This window comes from Myxococcus llanfairpwllgwyngyllgogerychwyrndrobwllllantysiliogogogochensis (assembly GCF_006636215.1).
Lineage (GTDB): Bacteria > Myxococcota > Myxococcia > Myxococcales > Myxococcaceae > Myxococcus > Myxococcus llanfairpwllgwyngyllgogerychwyrndrobwllllantysiliogogogochensis.
Genome location: NZ_VIFM01000146.1, coordinates 1 through 16,058, shown reverse-complemented (window position 1 = coordinate 16,058; position 16,058 = coordinate 1). Strand labels below are relative to the sequence as shown.

Below are 16,058 nucleotides of genomic sequence, written 5' to 3'. Positions count from 1 at the left end.
GCTGTCGTCTTCGGGCGTCGTCCGCAGGTTGCTGACAGGAGGTGTCAGCGCCATGGCGGACGACCCCATCATCGACCGGCAGCACCAGCGCGAACGCGAGCAGGAGCGACAGCGGCTGCGCGAGCAGGAGCAGAAGGACCTGGAGGTGGAGGCGCGACGAGGCGCTCGGCCCCTGGAGGGCTACGCCGGAGGGCACACCACCTGGGCGAGCGCGCAGGATGACGCGGAGGCCTCCGTCGTCCACGCCCACGACGCGGAGGAGTCCTGGGAGGCCAGTCAGCGGCAAGCCCGCCTGGAGCCCGAGCCCTCGGGCCGCGCCGTCGAGGAAGAGGAAGAAGCCGCACCTCCAGAGCGCGACTGAGCCAGGGGGCAGCGACTAACGTCCGCGCCGTGCCCTCGACTTCGCTTCCCATTCCCACCGTGCTGCAGCCCGACGAGGCGCGGCGTTACCTCGTCGGACAATTGGGACTCGCGCGCCCCCTGTTTCCTCCCGGGGCGCGCGGAGTTCGCGCGCTCCTCAAGTCGCTGCGCTGCATCCAGTTGGACCCGCTGGATGTCATCGGCACCAACGCGGACCTGGTGGCGCTGGCGCGCGTGGAGGGCATCGCTCGCGGCGACGTGTACCGCCACCTGCTGCCGGGCCACGCCTTCGAGCACTTCGCCAAGGAGCGCTGCCTGCTGCCCGCGAGCGCCTTCCCGTACTACCGCGAGCGCGCGGCCCAAGCCCCCTGGTGGCGGCTGGAGGAGCGGCTCAAGCGCATCCCCGAGCCGGTGTTGCACGCCGTGCTGGACGAGGTGACGCAGCGAGGCCCGTCCTCCTCTCGCGAATTGAAGGACCACGGCGCGGTGGTGCCCATCGACTGGAGCGGATGGAAGGGCACCGCGCGCGCCACCGCCATGGCGCTGGAGGTGCTCTGGACGCGCTGCCAGGTGGTGGTGTGCGGACGCGGCCCCGGCGGCAAGGTGTACGACGTGCCTGGACGCGCCCTGCCCCGGATGGCCGACGCCCGGGTGAAACACACGTTCGAGCGCTGGGCCCTGAGCGAACGCGTGGAGGCCGCCGGCCTCTTGAGCCGCGCCAGCGGACCGCACTGGTCCATGCTGTCCGACGTGCGCACCTCGGCGCTGCCCGACACGCTCGTCGCCGAAGGGCTCCTGGAGGAAGTCACCGTGCCGGGCTCGCCCCGACGGTACCTGGCGCCTTTGGACTTTCGGGAGCGCGAGTTCCCGGAGCCCGACGCTCGGATGCGAATCCTGGGGCCGCTGGACCCGGTGCTCTGGGACCGGGGGCTGGTGAGCGTGGCGTTCGGCTTCGACTACATCTGGGAGGTCTACAAGCCCGCCGCGCAGCGACAGTGGGGCTGGTACGTGTGTCCGCTGCTGCACCGGGGACAGCTCGTGGGGCGACTGGAAGCCCGCGTGCGCGAGGGCGTGCTCCAGGTGGACAATCTCTGGCGCGAGAAGGGCGTGAAGCTGGACGACGCGGCGCTGGACGAAGCCCTCGCGCGCCACGCGGTGGCCTGTGGCGCGGAGGTCGCTCGCAGGCCCCGCGCCCGCGCCGCGTCCTGAGCCCTCAAGGCCGCTCAGGTCGGCGGCTTGGGCAGCTCGCGCTCCAGGGCATCCGCCGCGCCCGCGTCCCGCAGGACGCCGAAGCGCTGACGGGAGCACGCGAGGAGCTGCCCCGCGTAGACGGTGTCCGACAGCGCCCCCACGAAGTCGCCATGCTCCGCGAGGGTGCGGGCCCGCTCGTCCATCAAGTGGGCGAGGATGCGCGCCTGCTCCGCGTGCGCGAACAACCGCACGACGGAGCGCGCGTCGAACAGCGTCAGCGTATCCAGCTCCATGCCGAGCGTCGTGAGGCTGGCCTCTCGCAGACTCTGGAGGCTGGCCTCCAGTGAGCGCTCCGCCCGATTGCGAGCGAGGTCCGGGGCCAGGCGACCGAGCTCGCGGAGGGACTGGAGGACGATGACCTGACGCAGAAGGGGCATGCGGGGGAGAACTACACTCCGGGCCGGAGGAATCATCCAGTCCCCCTGTCCTCCTTTCCCACGAGTCGGCCCCGCGTCGCCCGCCCCGCCACGACGCCCGGTGGACCGCCCCACCGGAGCCGCGTCACACTCCGTGAAATGCACCGCTTCCGATGGGTCTTCTTCGTCCTGCTTCAGTCGCTCGTCGCCCAGGCCGCCGAGTACCGCGTGGGCCCGGGCCAGCCTCTCGCCAGCATTGGCGCCGTGCCCTGGGAGTCGCTCCAGCCCGGTGACACGGTGTTCATCCATGCCCGCCCGACGCCCTATGCGGAGAAGTGGGTGCTGGGAGTGCGAGGCACGGCCTCCTCGCCCATCACCGTGCGCGGGGTGCGCGACGCGGCGGGCAACCTGCCGGTCATCGTCGGGGAGAACGCGACGACGCGCTCGCAGCTCAACTTCTGGAGCGAGCAGCGCGGCATCCTGAAGATTGGCGGCTCCAACACGCCCGCCGACACGATGCCCGCCTATCTCGTGGTGGAGGACCTGCACCTGCGCCGCGCACGAGGTGCGTTCACCGGTCGCAGCGGGGCCTCCACCTACAGCGACAACGCGGCCGCCATCTTCATCGAGAAGGGCGAGCACCTCACGATTCGCGGCTGCGTCCTGGAGGACAGCGGCAATGGCCTGTTCGTCGCCAACGAGACGTCGGACCTGCTCGTCGAGCGCAATCACATCCTCGGCAATGGCAACGTCGACAGCATCTACGAGCACAATGCATATACCGAGGCGCTCGGCATCACCTACCAGTTCAACCGCTTCGGGCCCCTGTGCTCGGGGTGTCTGGGAAACAACCTGAAGGACCGGTCCGCCGGCACCGTCATCCGGTACAACTGGATTGAGGGCGGTAACCGGCAACTCGACCTGGTGGAGTCCGACAGCGCGGCCGTTCGCGCGGCGCCGTCCTATGCGCGGACGTTCGTCTACGGCAACGTGCTGCTGGAGCCCGCGGGCGCCGGTAACCGGCAAATCATCCACTTCGGCGGAGACAACGGGACGACGGCGGACTACCGCTCCCAGCTCTACCTCTTCCACAACACCATCGTCTCCTCGCGCACGGACCGAACCACGCTGCTGCGGCTGTCGACGAATGCCCAGACGGCGCACGTCACGAGCAATGTCGTCCTGGTGGCCGCGGTGGGAGGCAACACGCTGTCACTCACGGACGAGGCTGGCACGCTGCGGCATGGCGGTAACTGGTACAAGCCGGGTTACGTCTCCACCTTCGGCACGCTCACGGGCTCCGTCGTGGACACTGGCGGTAACCTCACTGGCACCACGCCCGGCTTCGTCAACCTGGATGGCCAGGATTTCCACCTCGCCTCGGGCTCGCCGCTGCGCGGGGCCGCGGTGGCACCTCCCTCCGAGGCCGCGTCCCTCACAGTGGACTGGCAGTACGTGAAGCATGTCGCGGCGGAGGCACGCACCGTGACGAGTCCGGGGCACATCGGTGCCTACGGGGATTCTTCGGGACCGGTGACCGGGACGCCGGATGCGGGCTCAGGCACTCCAGACTCCGGGACACCTGACTCGGGGCCGGGGACTCCCGATGCTGGGGCGCCGGACTCGGGGACGGATTCACCAGGGAAGTCCGACGATGACGGGGGCTGCGGAGCAACGGGCAGTGGCTTCGCGGGTCCTCTCGGACTGCTGGCCCTGGCGGCCCTCGCGCTTCGCCGGAAGTGGGTGCGGGAGTAGGCCCCGACCTCCACATGAGGCCACGTGCCGCGCTCTTCACGGACACGGCACGCCTGTGTGCCCGGGGGCTGCGCGACTCCGGCGCCGAACTCGAGCACGCCCCGTCGCGCGACTCCGGGGGCCTTGGAGCCAGGCGAGTGAGGCCCCCTGTACGAGATGCCGGAGAGGCTGCGAGACTCCTCGGCGGTGGTTGACTCCTCTGCCGTCCCCTCGGCCCCTCCCGTGAAGCCCGTCCGCCGTGTCGCCAGCCGACGCGAGCAGGGCGTCGTCTTCTCCGTGTCCTTCCTGTTCCTGCTCGTCCTGGAGGCACTGTTCCGCCGATTCACGACGGACGGGCTGCGCTTCCAGGCGTGGAACTCCGAGCGGATGATGCAGACGCTGTCGCTCCGGGAACTGCGCGACGAGCCGGTGCGCTCCCTCTGGTATCTGCACATCCAGCCTCCCCTGCTGGACATGTTGCGCGCGGTGCTCGGAGGGCTTCACGGCTCGCTCGACAGCGTCGCCCTGGTGGACGCCGTGGACCGGTGGACCTACGTCGCCTGGGCACTGGTGTTCGCGGCGACCGTGACGCTCGTCTTCGCCTGGGTGTATCGAGTGGCGGGGAGGGCCGCCGCCATCGTCGGCGCGGTGGTGACGGCGCTGCATCCGGGCGCCCTCGCCTTCGCCACCTTGCTGGACAGCACGGCCGCGAGCGCCCTCGCCTTCCTGTGGTTCTGCTTCGAGCTGTGGCGACTTCAGCGAGAGGGAGGCTCCATCGCCCGGCTCGCCACCGCCTCGCTCGTCCTCTTCTTCCTGCGCTCCATCTTCCAGTGGCCCTTCTTCCTGCTCGTGGCCCTGTGCCTCGCGCTGAGGAACGTTCCCCTCCGGCGCGTGGGACGGTACGTCGCGCTGGTGGCGCTGTTCGCGGGGCCCTACGTCGCCAAGCAGCTCGCGCTCTTCGGCACGTCCATGACGTCCACCTTCGACGGACTCAACTTCTGTCGAGCCATTGGCCTGGGCGAGCCGGACCTCGGCGCGATGCGCCTGCCCTCGAACGTGCTGCCCACGGGGCTGCCCTCCCCTTCGAGCGCCGCCGTGCTGCGCCAGGACGAGAAGCTGGGGGGTTACTACAACTACAACCACCTGGATGCCCTGCGCTACTCGGTGGGGCTGAAGTACGTGTGCCGCCGGGCGCTGCTCGAACAACCCCTCTCCACGACACTGGCCTCCTTCGCGGAGAACGCCTCGCTGTATGGCGAGCCCTCCAGTCGCTACCAGCCCAATGTCCTGGTGGACCGGCTGCCGTGGCGTGAGCCGCTCGACTTCTTCTTCTCTTCACCCGTGCTCTGGCTGCTGCTGCTCCTCACGGGGGGGATGGCCGCGAGGCGACTCGAGGGCCGAGCGGCCTGGCTCCGCGTGGCCGGACTCCTGCTGCCCGTGCTGTACGTCGCCACGGTGAGCATCCTGTTCGAGAAGGGCGAGAACATGCGGTTCAAGTACTTCATCGAGCCGGTGCTCCTCGTGTTCCTCTGCATGGAAGGCTCACGACTCTCCGCGCGGGTCGTCGCCCGGTTCACGACACACACCGTGCCAGTGAAGACACACGAAGGCTCCGGAGTCCGTTGACGCCCGCGCCTCTGCTAGGCTGCGCGGCGGAACATGAAGGACCTGGACGCCATCCTCCGCGCCCGCGCGCACTCGCGGGGCCCCTGGGTACTGGCCACGGTGGTCGCCGTGTCCGGCTCGTCATACCGCAAGCCCGGCGCCCGGATGTTGATGGGCGAGGACGGCTGGCTCGCGGGTGGAGTGAGCGGCGGCTGCCTGGAGGCAGACATCGTCCGCAAGGCGTTCTTCTGGACGAGCACCGGCCCGCGCGTGCTGCGCTACGACTCCACGGGAGAAGGCGCCGAGGACGAAGGGGGCCTGTCCTTCGCGCTCGGCTGCAATGGCGTCGTGGATGTCTTGCTGGAGCGCTGCGAGCCGGGCCCCGTGGATGCGCTCGCCTTCGCGGCCGAGGCACGAAACCTGGGACGGCGAGCCGTCGTCGCCACCGTGTACCAGGGGCCCACGCACGCCGTCGGTGCGCGACTGATGTTGCGCGATGACGGACTGGAGGCCGGTCACATCGCGGGCCCCCTGGGGGACGCCGTTCGCGAGGCGGCTCGCGAGGCGCTGGAGGTGGGGCGCACCTGGAGCGGCCCGTGTGGCGGCGCGGACGTGCTGGTGGAGGTGGTGGAGCCTCCGCATGCGCTGGTGCTCTTTGGCAGCGGCTTCGATGTGGCGCCCGTCGTGGTGCAGGCGGCGGGGCTGGGATGGCAGGTGACCGTGGTCGCGGATCGCCCCACGGAGACCTTGCGGCGCCGCTTTCCCCTCGCGCACGCGGTGGTGTCCGCGAAGGCGCGCGAGGCCGCCGCGACGGTGCCCCTGTCTTCACGCACGCTGGCGGTGTTGATGACGCACAGCCTGCCCCAGGACCAGGAGCTGCTGGCGGGCCTGCTGCCTCGGGCCCTGCGCTACCTGGGCGTGCTGGGGCCTCGCTCTCGCACGGACAGGCTGCTCGCGGCGCTCTCTTCGGCTCCCAGCGCGGCGATGCTGGAGAAGCTGCACGCGCCCGTGGGGCTGGACCTGGGCGCGGAGGGCGCGGAGGAGATTGCCCTGTCCATCGTCGCCGAGCTTCAGGCCGTCGTCGCGGACCGAGAGGGCGGGAAGCTGCGCGAGCGACAGGCGCCCATCCACACAGCGGCGACGCCTCCCGTGCGGAAGCTCGCGTGACCGCCGAGCGCACAACGGTGGGCGTGGTGTTGCTGGCGGCGGGAGGTTCTTCTCGCCTCGGACATCCCAAGCAGCTCGTCGTCCATCAAGGCCAGACGCTGGTTCGTCGCGCCGCCGAAGCGGCCCTCTGCCTGGGCGGGCCCGTCGTCGTCGTCCTGGGCGCTCACAAAGAAGCCATTGCATCGGAGCTCACCGGGCTGCCCGTTCGAACCGTGGCGCATTCCGACTGGGCACTCGGCCCGGGTGGCTCGCTGGCGGCGGGACTCGCGGCGATGCTCGCGACAACCGACGCGCCTGCCGCGGAGGCCGTGCTCGTCATGCTGTGCGACCAGCTTCGCGTCGATGCCGCGCATCTGGCGGCGCTCGTGGCCATGTGGCGAAGCACCGGTGCCCCCGTCGTGGCCTCCGAGTACGACGGGACTCGCGGAGTGCCTGCCCTGTTCGCTCGCTCGGTCTTCGCGGAGCTGGAGTCGCTCTCCCCCGAGCAAGGTGCGCGCAAGGTGATTGCCCGTGAGCCCTCGCGTGTCGCCACCGTCCTGCTCCCGGGCGGCTCCGAGGACGTGGACACTCCCTTGGACCTGGCCCGGCTGAAGTAACCAGCGAGCCCTCCTGGCCCAGCTCCTGCTGGAACTTCCGGAAGCGATGGCCGTCGTGAAGATAAAGCCCCTCGCGCGTTCCCACCCACAGGAGCCCCACCCGGTCTCGCAGCACCTCCGTGACGACTTCCACGGGGAAGACACGCGAGACTCCCGCCTCCTCCGGCGCGCCCTCGGAGGCGCCAGCCAGGAGCAGCCACAACAGGAGGACGAGCGGTCTTGGCACGCGAGGCGCTGACAGAGGCAGGGGCCCCGGACGGCAGCAAGGTCGCGACCTCGCGTCCGTCCGCCCTTACAGTCGCCCGCTGTTCAACTTATGCTGTCCGCAGGGTGGCACGCGGAGGGCACTACATGGCTCACGCCCGCGGCCACCGCCCAGGGGGGAATACTTCATGGAGAAGAAGGACCAGCAGACACTCATCAAGGTCGGCCTGGGCGTGCTCGCCTTCAAGTGGTTGTCGGGAGAGTTCATCTTCCTGTTCTCCATCGGCATCCTGCTCGCCATTGCCTCCATCGGCATCGTCATCGGGCTGGCCGAGTGGTTCCTCAAGTACGGCCTCATCGCTCTCGGCATCTACGTCATCTTCGTGCTGACGCTGCGCTGGCTGCACGGCGGCAAGAAGCAGCGCGACCTGTCCGACCTCCCCGACTTCGAGCAGCTCACGGCGTCCTCGCGCGCGAAGGCCGAGCGGCTCGAGGAGATCGACCCGGACGAGGCCCTGGCCCGCTTCAAGGCGGAGCACCTGGCGGAGCTCCAGCAGCCCACCCCGCCGCCTCGCAAGCCGTGAGCGTGAGCGCCTCGACAGCGCGGACGTGTGGCCCCTGTCGCCCAGGTGTGGCGACGTGAGGCACCTGGCCCGGCGCCCCCTGGGATGGATGCTGTTCCTCCTCGCGCTGTCGATGCTCCTGTTCTTTCCCCGCCTCATCGACGCGCTCAAGGCGCTGGAGCATGAGCCCGTGGAGCTCAAATCGGGCTCGCTCCTCGTCGCCAGACCCGGCCGCGTGTCTGGCGCCTTCGACGAGACGGTGGTGTTGCTGCTGGACGCGGGCGCGGCACGGAGCACCTGGGGGCTGGTGCTCAATCGCGTGCGCACCCAAGAGGACCAGCCGCTTCCCGTGGGCGTGGACCGCTGGGGCGGGCCGGTCCGCGCGGAGCACCGCATCACCCTGACGCTGCGAAGCCCGCCACCCGAGGGAGCGCATCCCCTGCCAGGCGGCCTCTCCTGGTACGAGGGGAGCCGGGAGCCTCACCTGCCCGTCGGCTCCTCGCTCACCTTCGAGGGCCTGGCCGCCTGGGCCCCCGGACAGCTCGAGGAGGAGCTCGCCCGGGGAGGCTGGTGGGTGATGGAGGGCCGCGCGACGGATGTGTTCAGCGCGCCGGGCTCGCTGTGGGTGGAGCACGCCGCTCGACACCTGTGAGGGCGTGACGCACTCCCGCCTTCCTTCGTGCAGCCCCGCTCATGGGACGCATGGGAATCACGCGGCCTGGATTCGTCGACCTCCGGACACTGCTGCAATGCGGCGACGCCGGTATGGCTTGGGAAGCTCCTGGCCCGTGACTACCTCCCCAGGGCCCCGCCACTCCGAGACGGTTTCCCCATGCGACAGCTCCGCTCCCCTGCCCCGTTCCACCTCTTCTCCGTCCTGGCGCTGGCCACCGCGCTGACCTCCACGTCCGCCCTGGCCCAGCCCGCGGCGACGCCGCTGGAGGACAATCGCCGCATCACCCTGGGCTACATCGCCATCGCCTATGAGCTGGGCGCGGTGTTGGACCCCACGCTCGAACCCGGCGGCGCCAGCGCCGTGCGGCCCAACTGGTTCACCTTCGCGCCCCACGCCTCGCAGACCGGAGGTGAGGGCATGTTGGGCACGGCCATCGCGAAGCGCATCATCGCCGCGGCGCGTGGGCAGCCCTCGCTGTCGGTGCTCCATGCGCTCCAGCGCGTGGGACTCAACGCCCAGCTGCGCGTCTCTCCCGAGCAACTGGGGCTGGAGCTGGTGCTGCGCGGACTTCCCATCGACGCGGCCTCCTCGCTCGCCGCGCTCATCACGTCGCTCAACGGCGCGGCGCTGCTGGACGTGCGCACGCTGGCCGCCACGGCCGCGCGCTTCGCCGCGCTCTACTGGAGCGCTCCGGGCTTCTGGCCGCTCGACAAGGCAGAGAGCATCGTCATGACGCTGGAGCGCACGCTCCACGAGGGCAACCTCGCCATCTTCACGGACATCGGCGGCTCGGGGCAGCTGTACCTGGACTGGCGCCGGGGCGCGGGCGCGGTGACGCCGGAGCGCGTGCTGACGGAGTTCACGCTGGTGGACTCGGTGCCCGCGCAGGCCTCGCAGGCGTATGCCTACGCGCTGGCGCACGCATACGACGTCCCGCGTCCCTACCTGTTCGAGCAGGTCTTCCCGGGGATGCACTACAAGAGCCTGCTGGTGGCCGCCTTCGCGCTCTACGAGAAGGCCCGCGTGGCGCCGACACCCGCCGAGCGCGACGCGCTGGTGGCCATGGGCAACAACTACATCGCCTGGCGCGAGCAACATGACATGGCGCAGCCCGTCTTCTCGCCCCCGGTGCCGCGACCGGACGAGGTGTCGCGCGTCGCGCTGCTCCAGATTCTCACCCCGCTGTTGCGCACGGAGTTCGGCACGGTGGTCTGGAACTACGCCGACTATGCGTACAGCCAGCCGGACCGCGATGGGAATCCCCTGACGTCTCCGCCCACGGAGTACAACTGGGCCGTCTTCATGGACCGGTGGACGGGCATCCTCTACGCCTTCGACCAGGCGTACCTCCAGCCCACGGGGCTGTGGGTCATGCCGACACCCATCGAGGACCCGACCGCGCTTTCAGGCGGGTCCTGAGCCGCATGCCGCGTCCGCCTCGCGGAGTCAGCCGGAAGAGGGGTCGAAGCAAGCTCCGGTGGATGGCCCGGCGTGCGGACGCAGGCCCGCGTCACGATTCTCCGAACAAAGGAGGCGACTTGACGCATTTGGAGCGCCAGGGGACGGTTCAGTTCTACATGAACCCCGCGCCGTCCCCCGTGTCCGGCTCCTCGAAAGACACCTCCCACGACCCGCGAGTGTTGCCCGCCGCCGCCGCTGACGAGGCGGGCCTCTCCGCCGACGCGCGCCTGAGTGTGCTGCGGGAGATGATGAGCGAGGCGTTCCTCTGCCTGGACGCCCATGGGCGGATTCGAGAGGTGAACGGCCGCGCCGCCGCGCTCCTGGGCCTCCCCGCCGACCAGCTCCGGGGACAGGAGCCGTGGGTGGCGGAGCCCGCGCTCGCGGGCACGTCCCTGCACGAGCGGTTGATGGCCGCGCTCGCCACCCGCGAAGGCGGACGCTTCCTGGCGGAGCTGCCCTCGCGCACCTGGCTGGACGTGAATGTCCAGGTCGTCGGCGAGGAGACGTGGGTGCTCGCGGCCGACATCACCCGCCGGCAGCGCGCGGAGAACGAGGTGGCGCGGACCGAGGAGCGCTTCCGTCAGCTCGGCGAGCGCTTCCAGGTGGCGCTGGACTCGGCGCAGATGGCCGTCTGGGAGACGAACCTCGCCACCGGCCAGGTGTTCCGCTCGGAGGGACATGACCGCCTCTACGGCTATCCGCATCCGCTGTCGGAGTGGACCCACGAGCGGTTCATCGAATCGCTGCATCCGGACGACCGGCTGGGTGTCCAGTCGCAACTGGATGACATCTTCGCGGGCAAGACGGATTCGTACATCTCCACCTTCCGGACGTACTGGCCGGACGGCTCGTGGCACTGGCTCACCAGCCGGGCCCGGGTGCTGCGCGACGCGACGGGCAAGGTGGTGGTCATCCGGGGCGCCATCCTGGACATCACCGCGCTGAAGGAGACGGAGTTCGCGCTGCAGGAAGCGGTGCGCACGCGCGACGACTTCCTCTCGCTGGCCAGCCACGAACTGCGCACGCCGCTGACGTCCCTGCGGCTCCAGGCCCAGTTGCTGCGGCGCATGAGCGAAAGCGCGCCCACGGAGACGCTCGGCTCGGTCAAGGTGCAGGCGAAGCTGGAGGCCACCGAGCGACAACTGCGCAGGCTGAGCGCGCTGGTGGACAACCTGCTGGATGTCAGCCGCATCCGGACGGGCAAGCTGGACTTCCACTTCACCGAGGGCGACCTCGCGGCCGTCGTCTCCGACCTCGTCGCGCGCTTCGGCGACGAAGCCCGTCAGACAGGAGTGCAGCTCAATGCGTCGGTGGAGGGGCCGATGATGGGCCGCTTCGACCGGCTGCGGATGGAGCAGGTGGTGAGCAACCTGCTGTCCAATGCCCTGCGCTACGGCTCGGGCAACCCCGTGTTCCTCTCGCTCGCGCGCTACGGCGGCACCCTCCGCTTGATGGTGCGGGACAACGGGCAGGGTGTCCCGGAGAAGGACCGCGAGCGCATCTTCGAGCGCTTCACCCAGGGCGACAACGCGCAGCGGCGCGGAGGCATGGGGCTGGGGCTCTACATCGTCCAGCAGATTGTCGAGGCCCACGGCGGCCACATCCGCGTGGAGGACTCGCCCGGCGGTGGCGCGACGTTCGTGGTGGACCTGCCGCTCTAGGACGCGCCGGGCTCGTCGCGGACGAAGGCGAAGCCCCGAGGCACCTCCAGGCGATAGCCCGGGTCCTCGAACAGAAGGCGCGCGCCGGTGCCTTCCAGCACCTCCCGCAGGTGGCGCACGTGGACGCGCAGCGCGTTGTCGTGCAGGCGGGGGTCATAGTCCGCCTCCCACATGGCCCGCACACACGCCTCCTTCGACAGCGTGCGCCCGGGTTGGCGAGCCAGGGCGTACAGCAGGCGGCGGGGAAGCACGCGCGTGGCCAGCGAGACGGTGTGGCCTCCCGCGCGCAGGGCATGGTCCCTGGCGTCCAGCACCACCGCGTCCGACGCGGCGACGGGCGCCTCGACGGCGAGCCGGGAGCCGTCGGACGTCACCACCCGAAGCGAGGCGAGCGTGCGCGCCAGCTCCGGAATCAGCTCCGGGTCCGCCACGCCTTCCGACGCGGAGCGCGCCGCCGCCTCCATCGAACCCCGGACCTCCGTCGCGCGCTCGGAGAGCCGGTGGAGCATGGCCCGGGACAGGTGGGCCAACGCGCGCTCCATCGCGAAGTCCTCGCCTCGCGCGAGGGGCTCCAGCGACGCCAGCAGTCCCTCCGCGCGCACGCTGTCGCCCGCCGTCGCCGCGGCCAGCGCCGCCAGCGCCCGCTGTCGCGCCGCCACGCCCGGACGCACCTCGCGAGGCTCCACGGCGCCAGGGCGCTCCACCTGTCGCAGCACGTCCGAGGCGCGGGCCGTCTCGGCGGCGCGAACCAGGCCCTCGGCGCCGCGCGCGCGTGCATCCGCCGCCGCGTCGTCCAGCAGCGCCAGCCCCTCCGCGCGCCGCCCCAGCTCCAACAGCATGCGGCCCGCGCCAACGCGGGAGAGGTGGTGGACGAAGAGATAGCCGCCCTGCTCCGCGCGCACGGCCACCTCTCGCAGGCCAGCCAGCGCGGCGCGACGCTCGCCCCGCTCTCCGAGCACCAGCGCGGCGATGCAGTCCAGCTCCAGCGCGAGCCTCGGCGCGCCCAGTTGTCCCAACCGCTCCCGCACGCCATCCAGCGCGGCCTGCGCCTGCGTGAAGCGCCCCAGCCGACTGAGGATGCCCGCGGACATCGCGGCCACCAGCGGCCCGCGCGAGTCGAGCGGCGCGCCCTCCAGCAAGGACAGACACTGGCTCAGGGGCTCCTCGAGCCCCTCGTCCCGGCCTTCAATCCAGCACATCAGCGCGCGGGCATAGGCGCACCAGCCGAGCACGCGCTTGTCGTCGGATGCGGCGCACGCGGCGTCCAGCATCTCCAGGGACTCATCCAACCGGCCCTGGAAGAAGCGCAGCGCGGCCCAGGCGAGCAGTTGCTGGAGGAAGACCTCCGCGTCGCGCGGCATGGGCATGGACCCGAGCGTCCGCTCACACGCGGGCAGCTCCAGCGAGAAGAGGGCCACCCGGACCAGCACCGTGCCCACCTGCTCGCGCAGCCCCGCGCTCCGCGCATCCTCCGCGTCCCCCAGTGAGGCCAGCAGCGCCACGAGCTCCGCGTACGCGCGGCGCAAGTCCAGCAGCCGCACCTGGGCACGGGCGCGCGCAAGCCCCACGTCCGGCGTGCACAGCGCGGGCGGCAGCGAGCCCAGCAGCGCCAGCAGCTCCCCCGCGGCGCCCTGCCGCACGAGGGCCTCCGCCTGCTCGACGACGAAGGAACGGCGCTGCTCATGGCGCCCCAGCGCCTGGAGATGGCGGCACATCGCGCGCACCCGCACCACCTCCGGCAGGGGCTCGCGCGCGAGCAACCTCAGGAGCGCTTCGTGCGCGGCGCGTGCCTCGTCGGCGTCGAGCAGCGTCTGGAAGGCCTCGCGCACCAGGTCGTGGACGCCGTGGCGGCCCCGGGCGTCCGTCTCGACGAGGAGCCGGGCGGAGAGCCGCCGCAGCGCCTCGCCCGCCGCCTCTTTTGGCAGCACGTCGCGCAGGGCCGAGGCGGGCAGTGGCAGCTCCGACAGGGCCAGCACGGCGGCCACATGCCGCTCGTCCGGAGGCAGCGCGGCGAGGGCGGCGCGCACCGGCTCCTCCACGTCCGCGTCATTCGCATGCGCGCGCCTGAGGAGGAAGGGCACGCCCCGCGAGCGGGCCCACGCCGCGGCGAAGCCCTCCCGCGCGCCATACAGCGTGTCCAACTGCCGCCACAGCAGCTTCGCCGCGGCCTCCGGCAGCCCATCCAGCCGCAGCTCGAAGCGGTCCGGACTGGTGGCCTGGCGCGGCACCTCCTCACGCGAGGTGGCCAGCAACGCGCCCTGGCGCAGCCGCCCGCCGAGCCCCTCCACCAACGCGAGCCGCTCCTCGGGCCGCAGCACATGGAGGTCGTCCAGGACGAACAAGGCCCCGCGCGCTTCCAGCTCTCGCGCCAGATCCTCCAGTCGCGAGTCATCCGACAAGGCCTGGGCCACGGGCGCCTCGCGCAAGAGGCGGCGCGCGTCGTCGACCACGGCGTCCAACGTGTCTCCAGGAGCGATGCGGCGGTGGACCACCGGCCCCCGGTGGCGCGACGCGACGGCGGCCACCAGCGCGGACTTGCCCACCCCTGGCAGCCCATAGACAACGCCCGTGCGCACGCGCTTCAGCAACGTGCCCAGCCGCTGGAGCTCCTGCTTGCGCCCCACGAAGACGGCGGGCGGCCCCAACCCTCGCGGCGTTCCGGCCCGCGAAGCCTCCTCTCGCGACGCACGGGCAGCGCGCGAGACGGTGCCTTCAGTGCGCCTGCGTCGACTGCGTGGAGAGGGCGTTCCGGTGGGCATGATCGACCTCGGACCGACTCAGGAACCGCCCTCGCCACGCGGCGCTCGCTCGCCCTCACTCGGGGTGAGAAGCGACAGGGACAGCGTCTCGGGCGTCACCGCGCGGCCAGGTCTCATGTGCCCCAGCCTGACACACCCTCCGGCCGTATCCCTATGTCCAGCCGTCAACGACTGAGGGTTCGCCACTACGCGGAATCCGCCCACCCTGTGGGCCAACCCCAGACATCGTGTGTTTCAGGGTCACTCCGATTTTTCACAATTTGTCGCCCTCCGAGAAGGAATTGGCGCGCGAAGCGAAACAACTCGAAGTGAAATCGCGCATCATTCCCCAGCGTCCCAATGGCCAGGGAGCAAGCAGCCTCACCTGGTCAGCGCGCCATTGGGATTTCCGTCCGGAGGGCGCTCCGATGTGGATTGAAACCATCATCATGCCCCGGGAAGAGCGTGGGCCTCGACAGCCCCCGCCGCCCCCGCGAGACAGGCGTGCAGTCCTGCTCGCGGCGGGAGAGGAGAGCCGCGCCTTGCGAGACCAGGTGATGGGGTTCCTGAGCGCGCATCACCTGCTGGGAGCGGTGAAGTGGATGAGTGAGCCGGGCTTCCTCCCCCTCGTCACCCTGCACTGCACGGAGCGCGCCCTGGAGAAACTCCGCGAGGCCGCTGAGTTCGTCGTCGGTTGCGCGGCGCCCGTGGATGCCTACCAGCCGCTGACCACCACGGAGCCGGAGCTCTCTTCTTCGGAGCCGGTGTCCATGGCGGTGCCCGTCTTCGCTCGCTATCCCTGATGCATGGGCGCCCTCTTTGGCGCCACGCCTCACACCTGGGCCGCCGCCTCTGACTCCAGCAGGAACGCGCCCAGCTCCAGCACACGCTCCGCCACGCGGGCCGCATCGCTCGCGGAGGTGCAGAGCCGGGTGATGGCCTCTTCCGCGGACTCCGCGCTGGCCAGCCCGCGCACCCACTCCGGGGTGCCATCCTCGCCGGCGGGGTGTCCCTCCTCGGCGGCCAGCATCCAGTCCCGCGCGCCCTGACGCAGCCGCTCGGCCTCGTCCGCCGTGAAGACGAGCACCGCCGTGTCGTCATGCGTCGCGGTCCTCGGGTGGACCCGGCGCAGCGCCTGCACGAGCTGGTGGGCCACCCCCGTCAGCGTGACCTCGTGGACGTGGCTGAGCGCATCGCCCACCTCGCCCCGGCTGCGCAGGATGAGATTCCCCAGGAGCGCCGTGTACTGGAAGTCCTCGCGCCCGGTGCGCTCGTCGGTGGTGAAGACACTGGCCTCGCGGCCGAGCCGCGACTCCGAGCCCACGAAGCGGGCCTCCCCCACCGCGACTCGCACCGTCGCCGTGGAGACGCCGCGCGCCTCGCACACCTCGTCGGAGAGCGATCCAGAGGAGAGCAGCTGGTGGTACGCCGCCAGCCCCTCGTCCAGGGTGACGTCGAAGTCCACCTGCCACCCCGTGAAGCAGAGGTCGTCCCCCGCGATGCCCGGACCCGCGGCGGCGCCCCCCACGCCGCGCGCGAAGTCCTGGAGCACCGACAACATCCCCGTGGGGCCGACGAGGACGCGGACGGTGCGAGCATCCCGCGTCGGCAGGAGCCATGAAGTCCCGCTCGCGAGCATGGCGAGCTCCGCCGTTCGCCCCCCAGCCATCGGCGATTCCCCCGGAC

The 16,058-nt window shown here is 71.0% G+C and carries 14 protein-coding genes; 11 read left to right on the top strand and 3 right to left on the bottom strand.

All coding sequences use genetic code 11. The features are described from left to right. Positions 1–52: 52 nt before the first annotated feature. Both FJV41_RS29920 and FJV41_RS29915 read left to right on the top strand, forming a co-directional pair. Positions 53–361, top strand: a complete 309-nt coding sequence (locus tag FJV41_RS29920) for a hypothetical protein (RefSeq protein WP_141645993.1) — start codon at positions 53–55, stop codon at positions 359–361. 29 nt (positions 362–390) lie between these two features. Further along, positions 391–1,569 (top strand): winged helix-turn-helix domain-containing protein, encoded by a 1,179-nt coding sequence (locus FJV41_RS29915; protein ID WP_141645992.1) that lies wholly within the window; start codon positions 391–393, stop codon positions 1,567–1,569. Between the two features lie 14 nt (positions 1,570–1,583). Here the strand turns inward: FJV41_RS29915 and FJV41_RS29910 are convergent, their stop codons facing one another. Continuing rightward, the gene (locus tag FJV41_RS29910; protein ID WP_141645991.1) at positions 1,584–1,988 is read right to left on the bottom strand and encodes a hypothetical protein; all 405 of its coding nucleotides are present in this window, start codon (positions 1,986–1,988) and stop codon (positions 1,584–1,586) included. A 138-nt stretch (positions 1,989–2,126) separates the two neighbouring features. Here FJV41_RS29910 and FJV41_RS29905 point away from each other — a divergent pair, with 138 nt between their 5' ends. From FJV41_RS29905 to FJV41_RS29870, 8 genes are all read left to right on the top strand, one after another. Then, entirely contained in the window at positions 2,127–3,722 is a 1,596-nt protein-coding gene (locus tag FJV41_RS29905; RefSeq protein ID WP_141645990.1) for an MYXO-CTERM sorting domain-containing protein, read from the top strand. A 186-nt stretch (positions 3,723–3,908) separates the two neighbouring features. Further along, positions 3,909–5,327, top strand: a complete 1,419-nt coding sequence (locus tag FJV41_RS29900) for a hypothetical protein (RefSeq protein ID WP_220137903.1) — start codon at positions 3,909–3,911, stop codon at positions 5,325–5,327. Positions 5,328–5,360: 33 nt separating this feature from the next. After that, positions 5,361–6,473 carry an XdhC family protein gene (locus tag FJV41_RS29895; RefSeq protein WP_141645988.1) on the top strand — a complete coding sequence of 371 codons (1,113 nt, stop codon included), beginning with the start codon at positions 5,361–5,363 and terminating at the stop codon, positions 6,471–6,473. Further along, positions 6,470–7,069 (top strand): nucleotidyltransferase family protein, encoded by a 600-nt coding sequence (locus FJV41_RS29890; protein ID WP_246137505.1) that lies wholly within the window; start codon positions 6,470–6,472, stop codon positions 7,067–7,069. The genes FJV41_RS29895 and FJV41_RS29890 overlap by 4 nt, the downstream gene beginning before the upstream one ends. 392 nt (positions 7,070–7,461) lie before the next feature. Beyond that, positions 7,462–7,857 carry a hypothetical protein gene (locus tag FJV41_RS29885; RefSeq protein ID WP_141645987.1) on the top strand — a complete coding sequence of 132 codons (396 nt, stop codon included), beginning with the start codon at positions 7,462–7,464 and terminating at the stop codon, positions 7,855–7,857. 55 nt (positions 7,858–7,912) lie between these two features. Then, entirely contained in the window at positions 7,913–8,488 is a 576-nt protein-coding gene (locus tag FJV41_RS29880; protein ID WP_141645986.1) for a YqgE/AlgH family protein, read from the top strand. Positions 8,489–8,668: 180 nt separating this feature from the next. Further along, positions 8,669–9,931, top strand: coding sequence for a hypothetical protein (locus FJV41_RS29875; RefSeq protein ID WP_141645985.1), 1,263 nt, complete (start codon positions 8,669–8,671; stop codon positions 9,929–9,931). A 5-nt stretch (positions 9,932–9,936) separates the two neighbouring features. Continuing rightward, positions 9,937–11,634, top strand: coding sequence for a sensor histidine kinase (locus tag FJV41_RS29870; protein ID WP_371746023.1), 1,698 nt, complete (start codon positions 9,937–9,939; stop codon positions 11,632–11,634). On the opposite strand, the gene FJV41_RS29865 is transcribed toward FJV41_RS29870, so the two are convergent. Beyond that, the gene (locus tag FJV41_RS29865; RefSeq protein ID WP_141645983.1) at positions 11,631–14,279 is read right to left on the bottom strand and encodes a winged helix-turn-helix domain-containing protein; all 2,649 of its coding nucleotides are present in this window, start codon (positions 14,277–14,279) and stop codon (positions 11,631–11,633) included. The two genes, FJV41_RS29870 and FJV41_RS29865, sit on opposite strands and share 4 nt — an antisense overlap. Before the next feature lie 521 nt (positions 14,280–14,800). Between FJV41_RS29865 and FJV41_RS29860 the strand changes: the two genes are divergently transcribed. Then, the gene (locus FJV41_RS29860) at positions 14,801–15,175 is read left to right on the top strand and encodes a hypothetical protein (RefSeq protein WP_141645982.1); all 375 of its coding nucleotides are present in this window, start codon (positions 14,801–14,803) and stop codon (positions 15,173–15,175) included. Positions 15,176–15,204: 29 nt separating this feature from the next. On the opposite strand, the gene FJV41_RS29855 is transcribed toward FJV41_RS29860, so the two are convergent. Then, on the bottom strand, positions 15,205–16,058 hold an 854-nt coding region (locus FJV41_RS29855), incomplete at its 5' end, for a hypothetical protein (RefSeq protein WP_220137902.1).

Excerpts from the sequence above, each read along its gene's own strand:
- FJV41_RS29920 (WP_141645993.1), top strand. The coding sequence starts at position 53 with ATGGCGGACGACCCCATCATCGACCGGCAGCACCAGCGCGAACGCGAG.
- FJV41_RS29910 (WP_141645991.1), bottom strand. The coding sequence starts at position 1,988 with ATGCCCCTTCTGCGTCAGGTCATCGTCCTCCAGTCCCTCCGCGAGCTC.
- FJV41_RS29905 (WP_141645990.1), top strand. The coding sequence starts at position 2,127 with ATGCACCGCTTCCGATGGGTCTTCTTCGTCCTGCTTCAGTCGCTCGTC.
- FJV41_RS29895 (WP_141645988.1), top strand. The coding sequence starts at position 5,361 with ATGAAGGACCTGGACGCCATCCTCCGCGCCCGCGCGCACTCGCGGGGC.
- FJV41_RS29885 (WP_141645987.1), top strand. The coding sequence starts at position 7,462 with ATGGAGAAGAAGGACCAGCAGACACTCATCAAGGTCGGCCTGGGCGTG.
- FJV41_RS29875 (WP_141645985.1), top strand. The coding sequence starts at position 8,669 with ATGCGACAGCTCCGCTCCCCTGCCCCGTTCCACCTCTTCTCCGTCCTG.
- FJV41_RS29870 (WP_371746023.1), top strand. The coding sequence starts at position 9,937 with ATGCCGCGTCCGCCTCGCGGAGTCAGCCGGAAGAGGGGTCGAAGCAAG.
- FJV41_RS29860 (WP_141645982.1), top strand. The coding sequence starts at position 14,801 with ATGTGGATTGAAACCATCATCATGCCCCGGGAAGAGCGTGGGCCTCGA.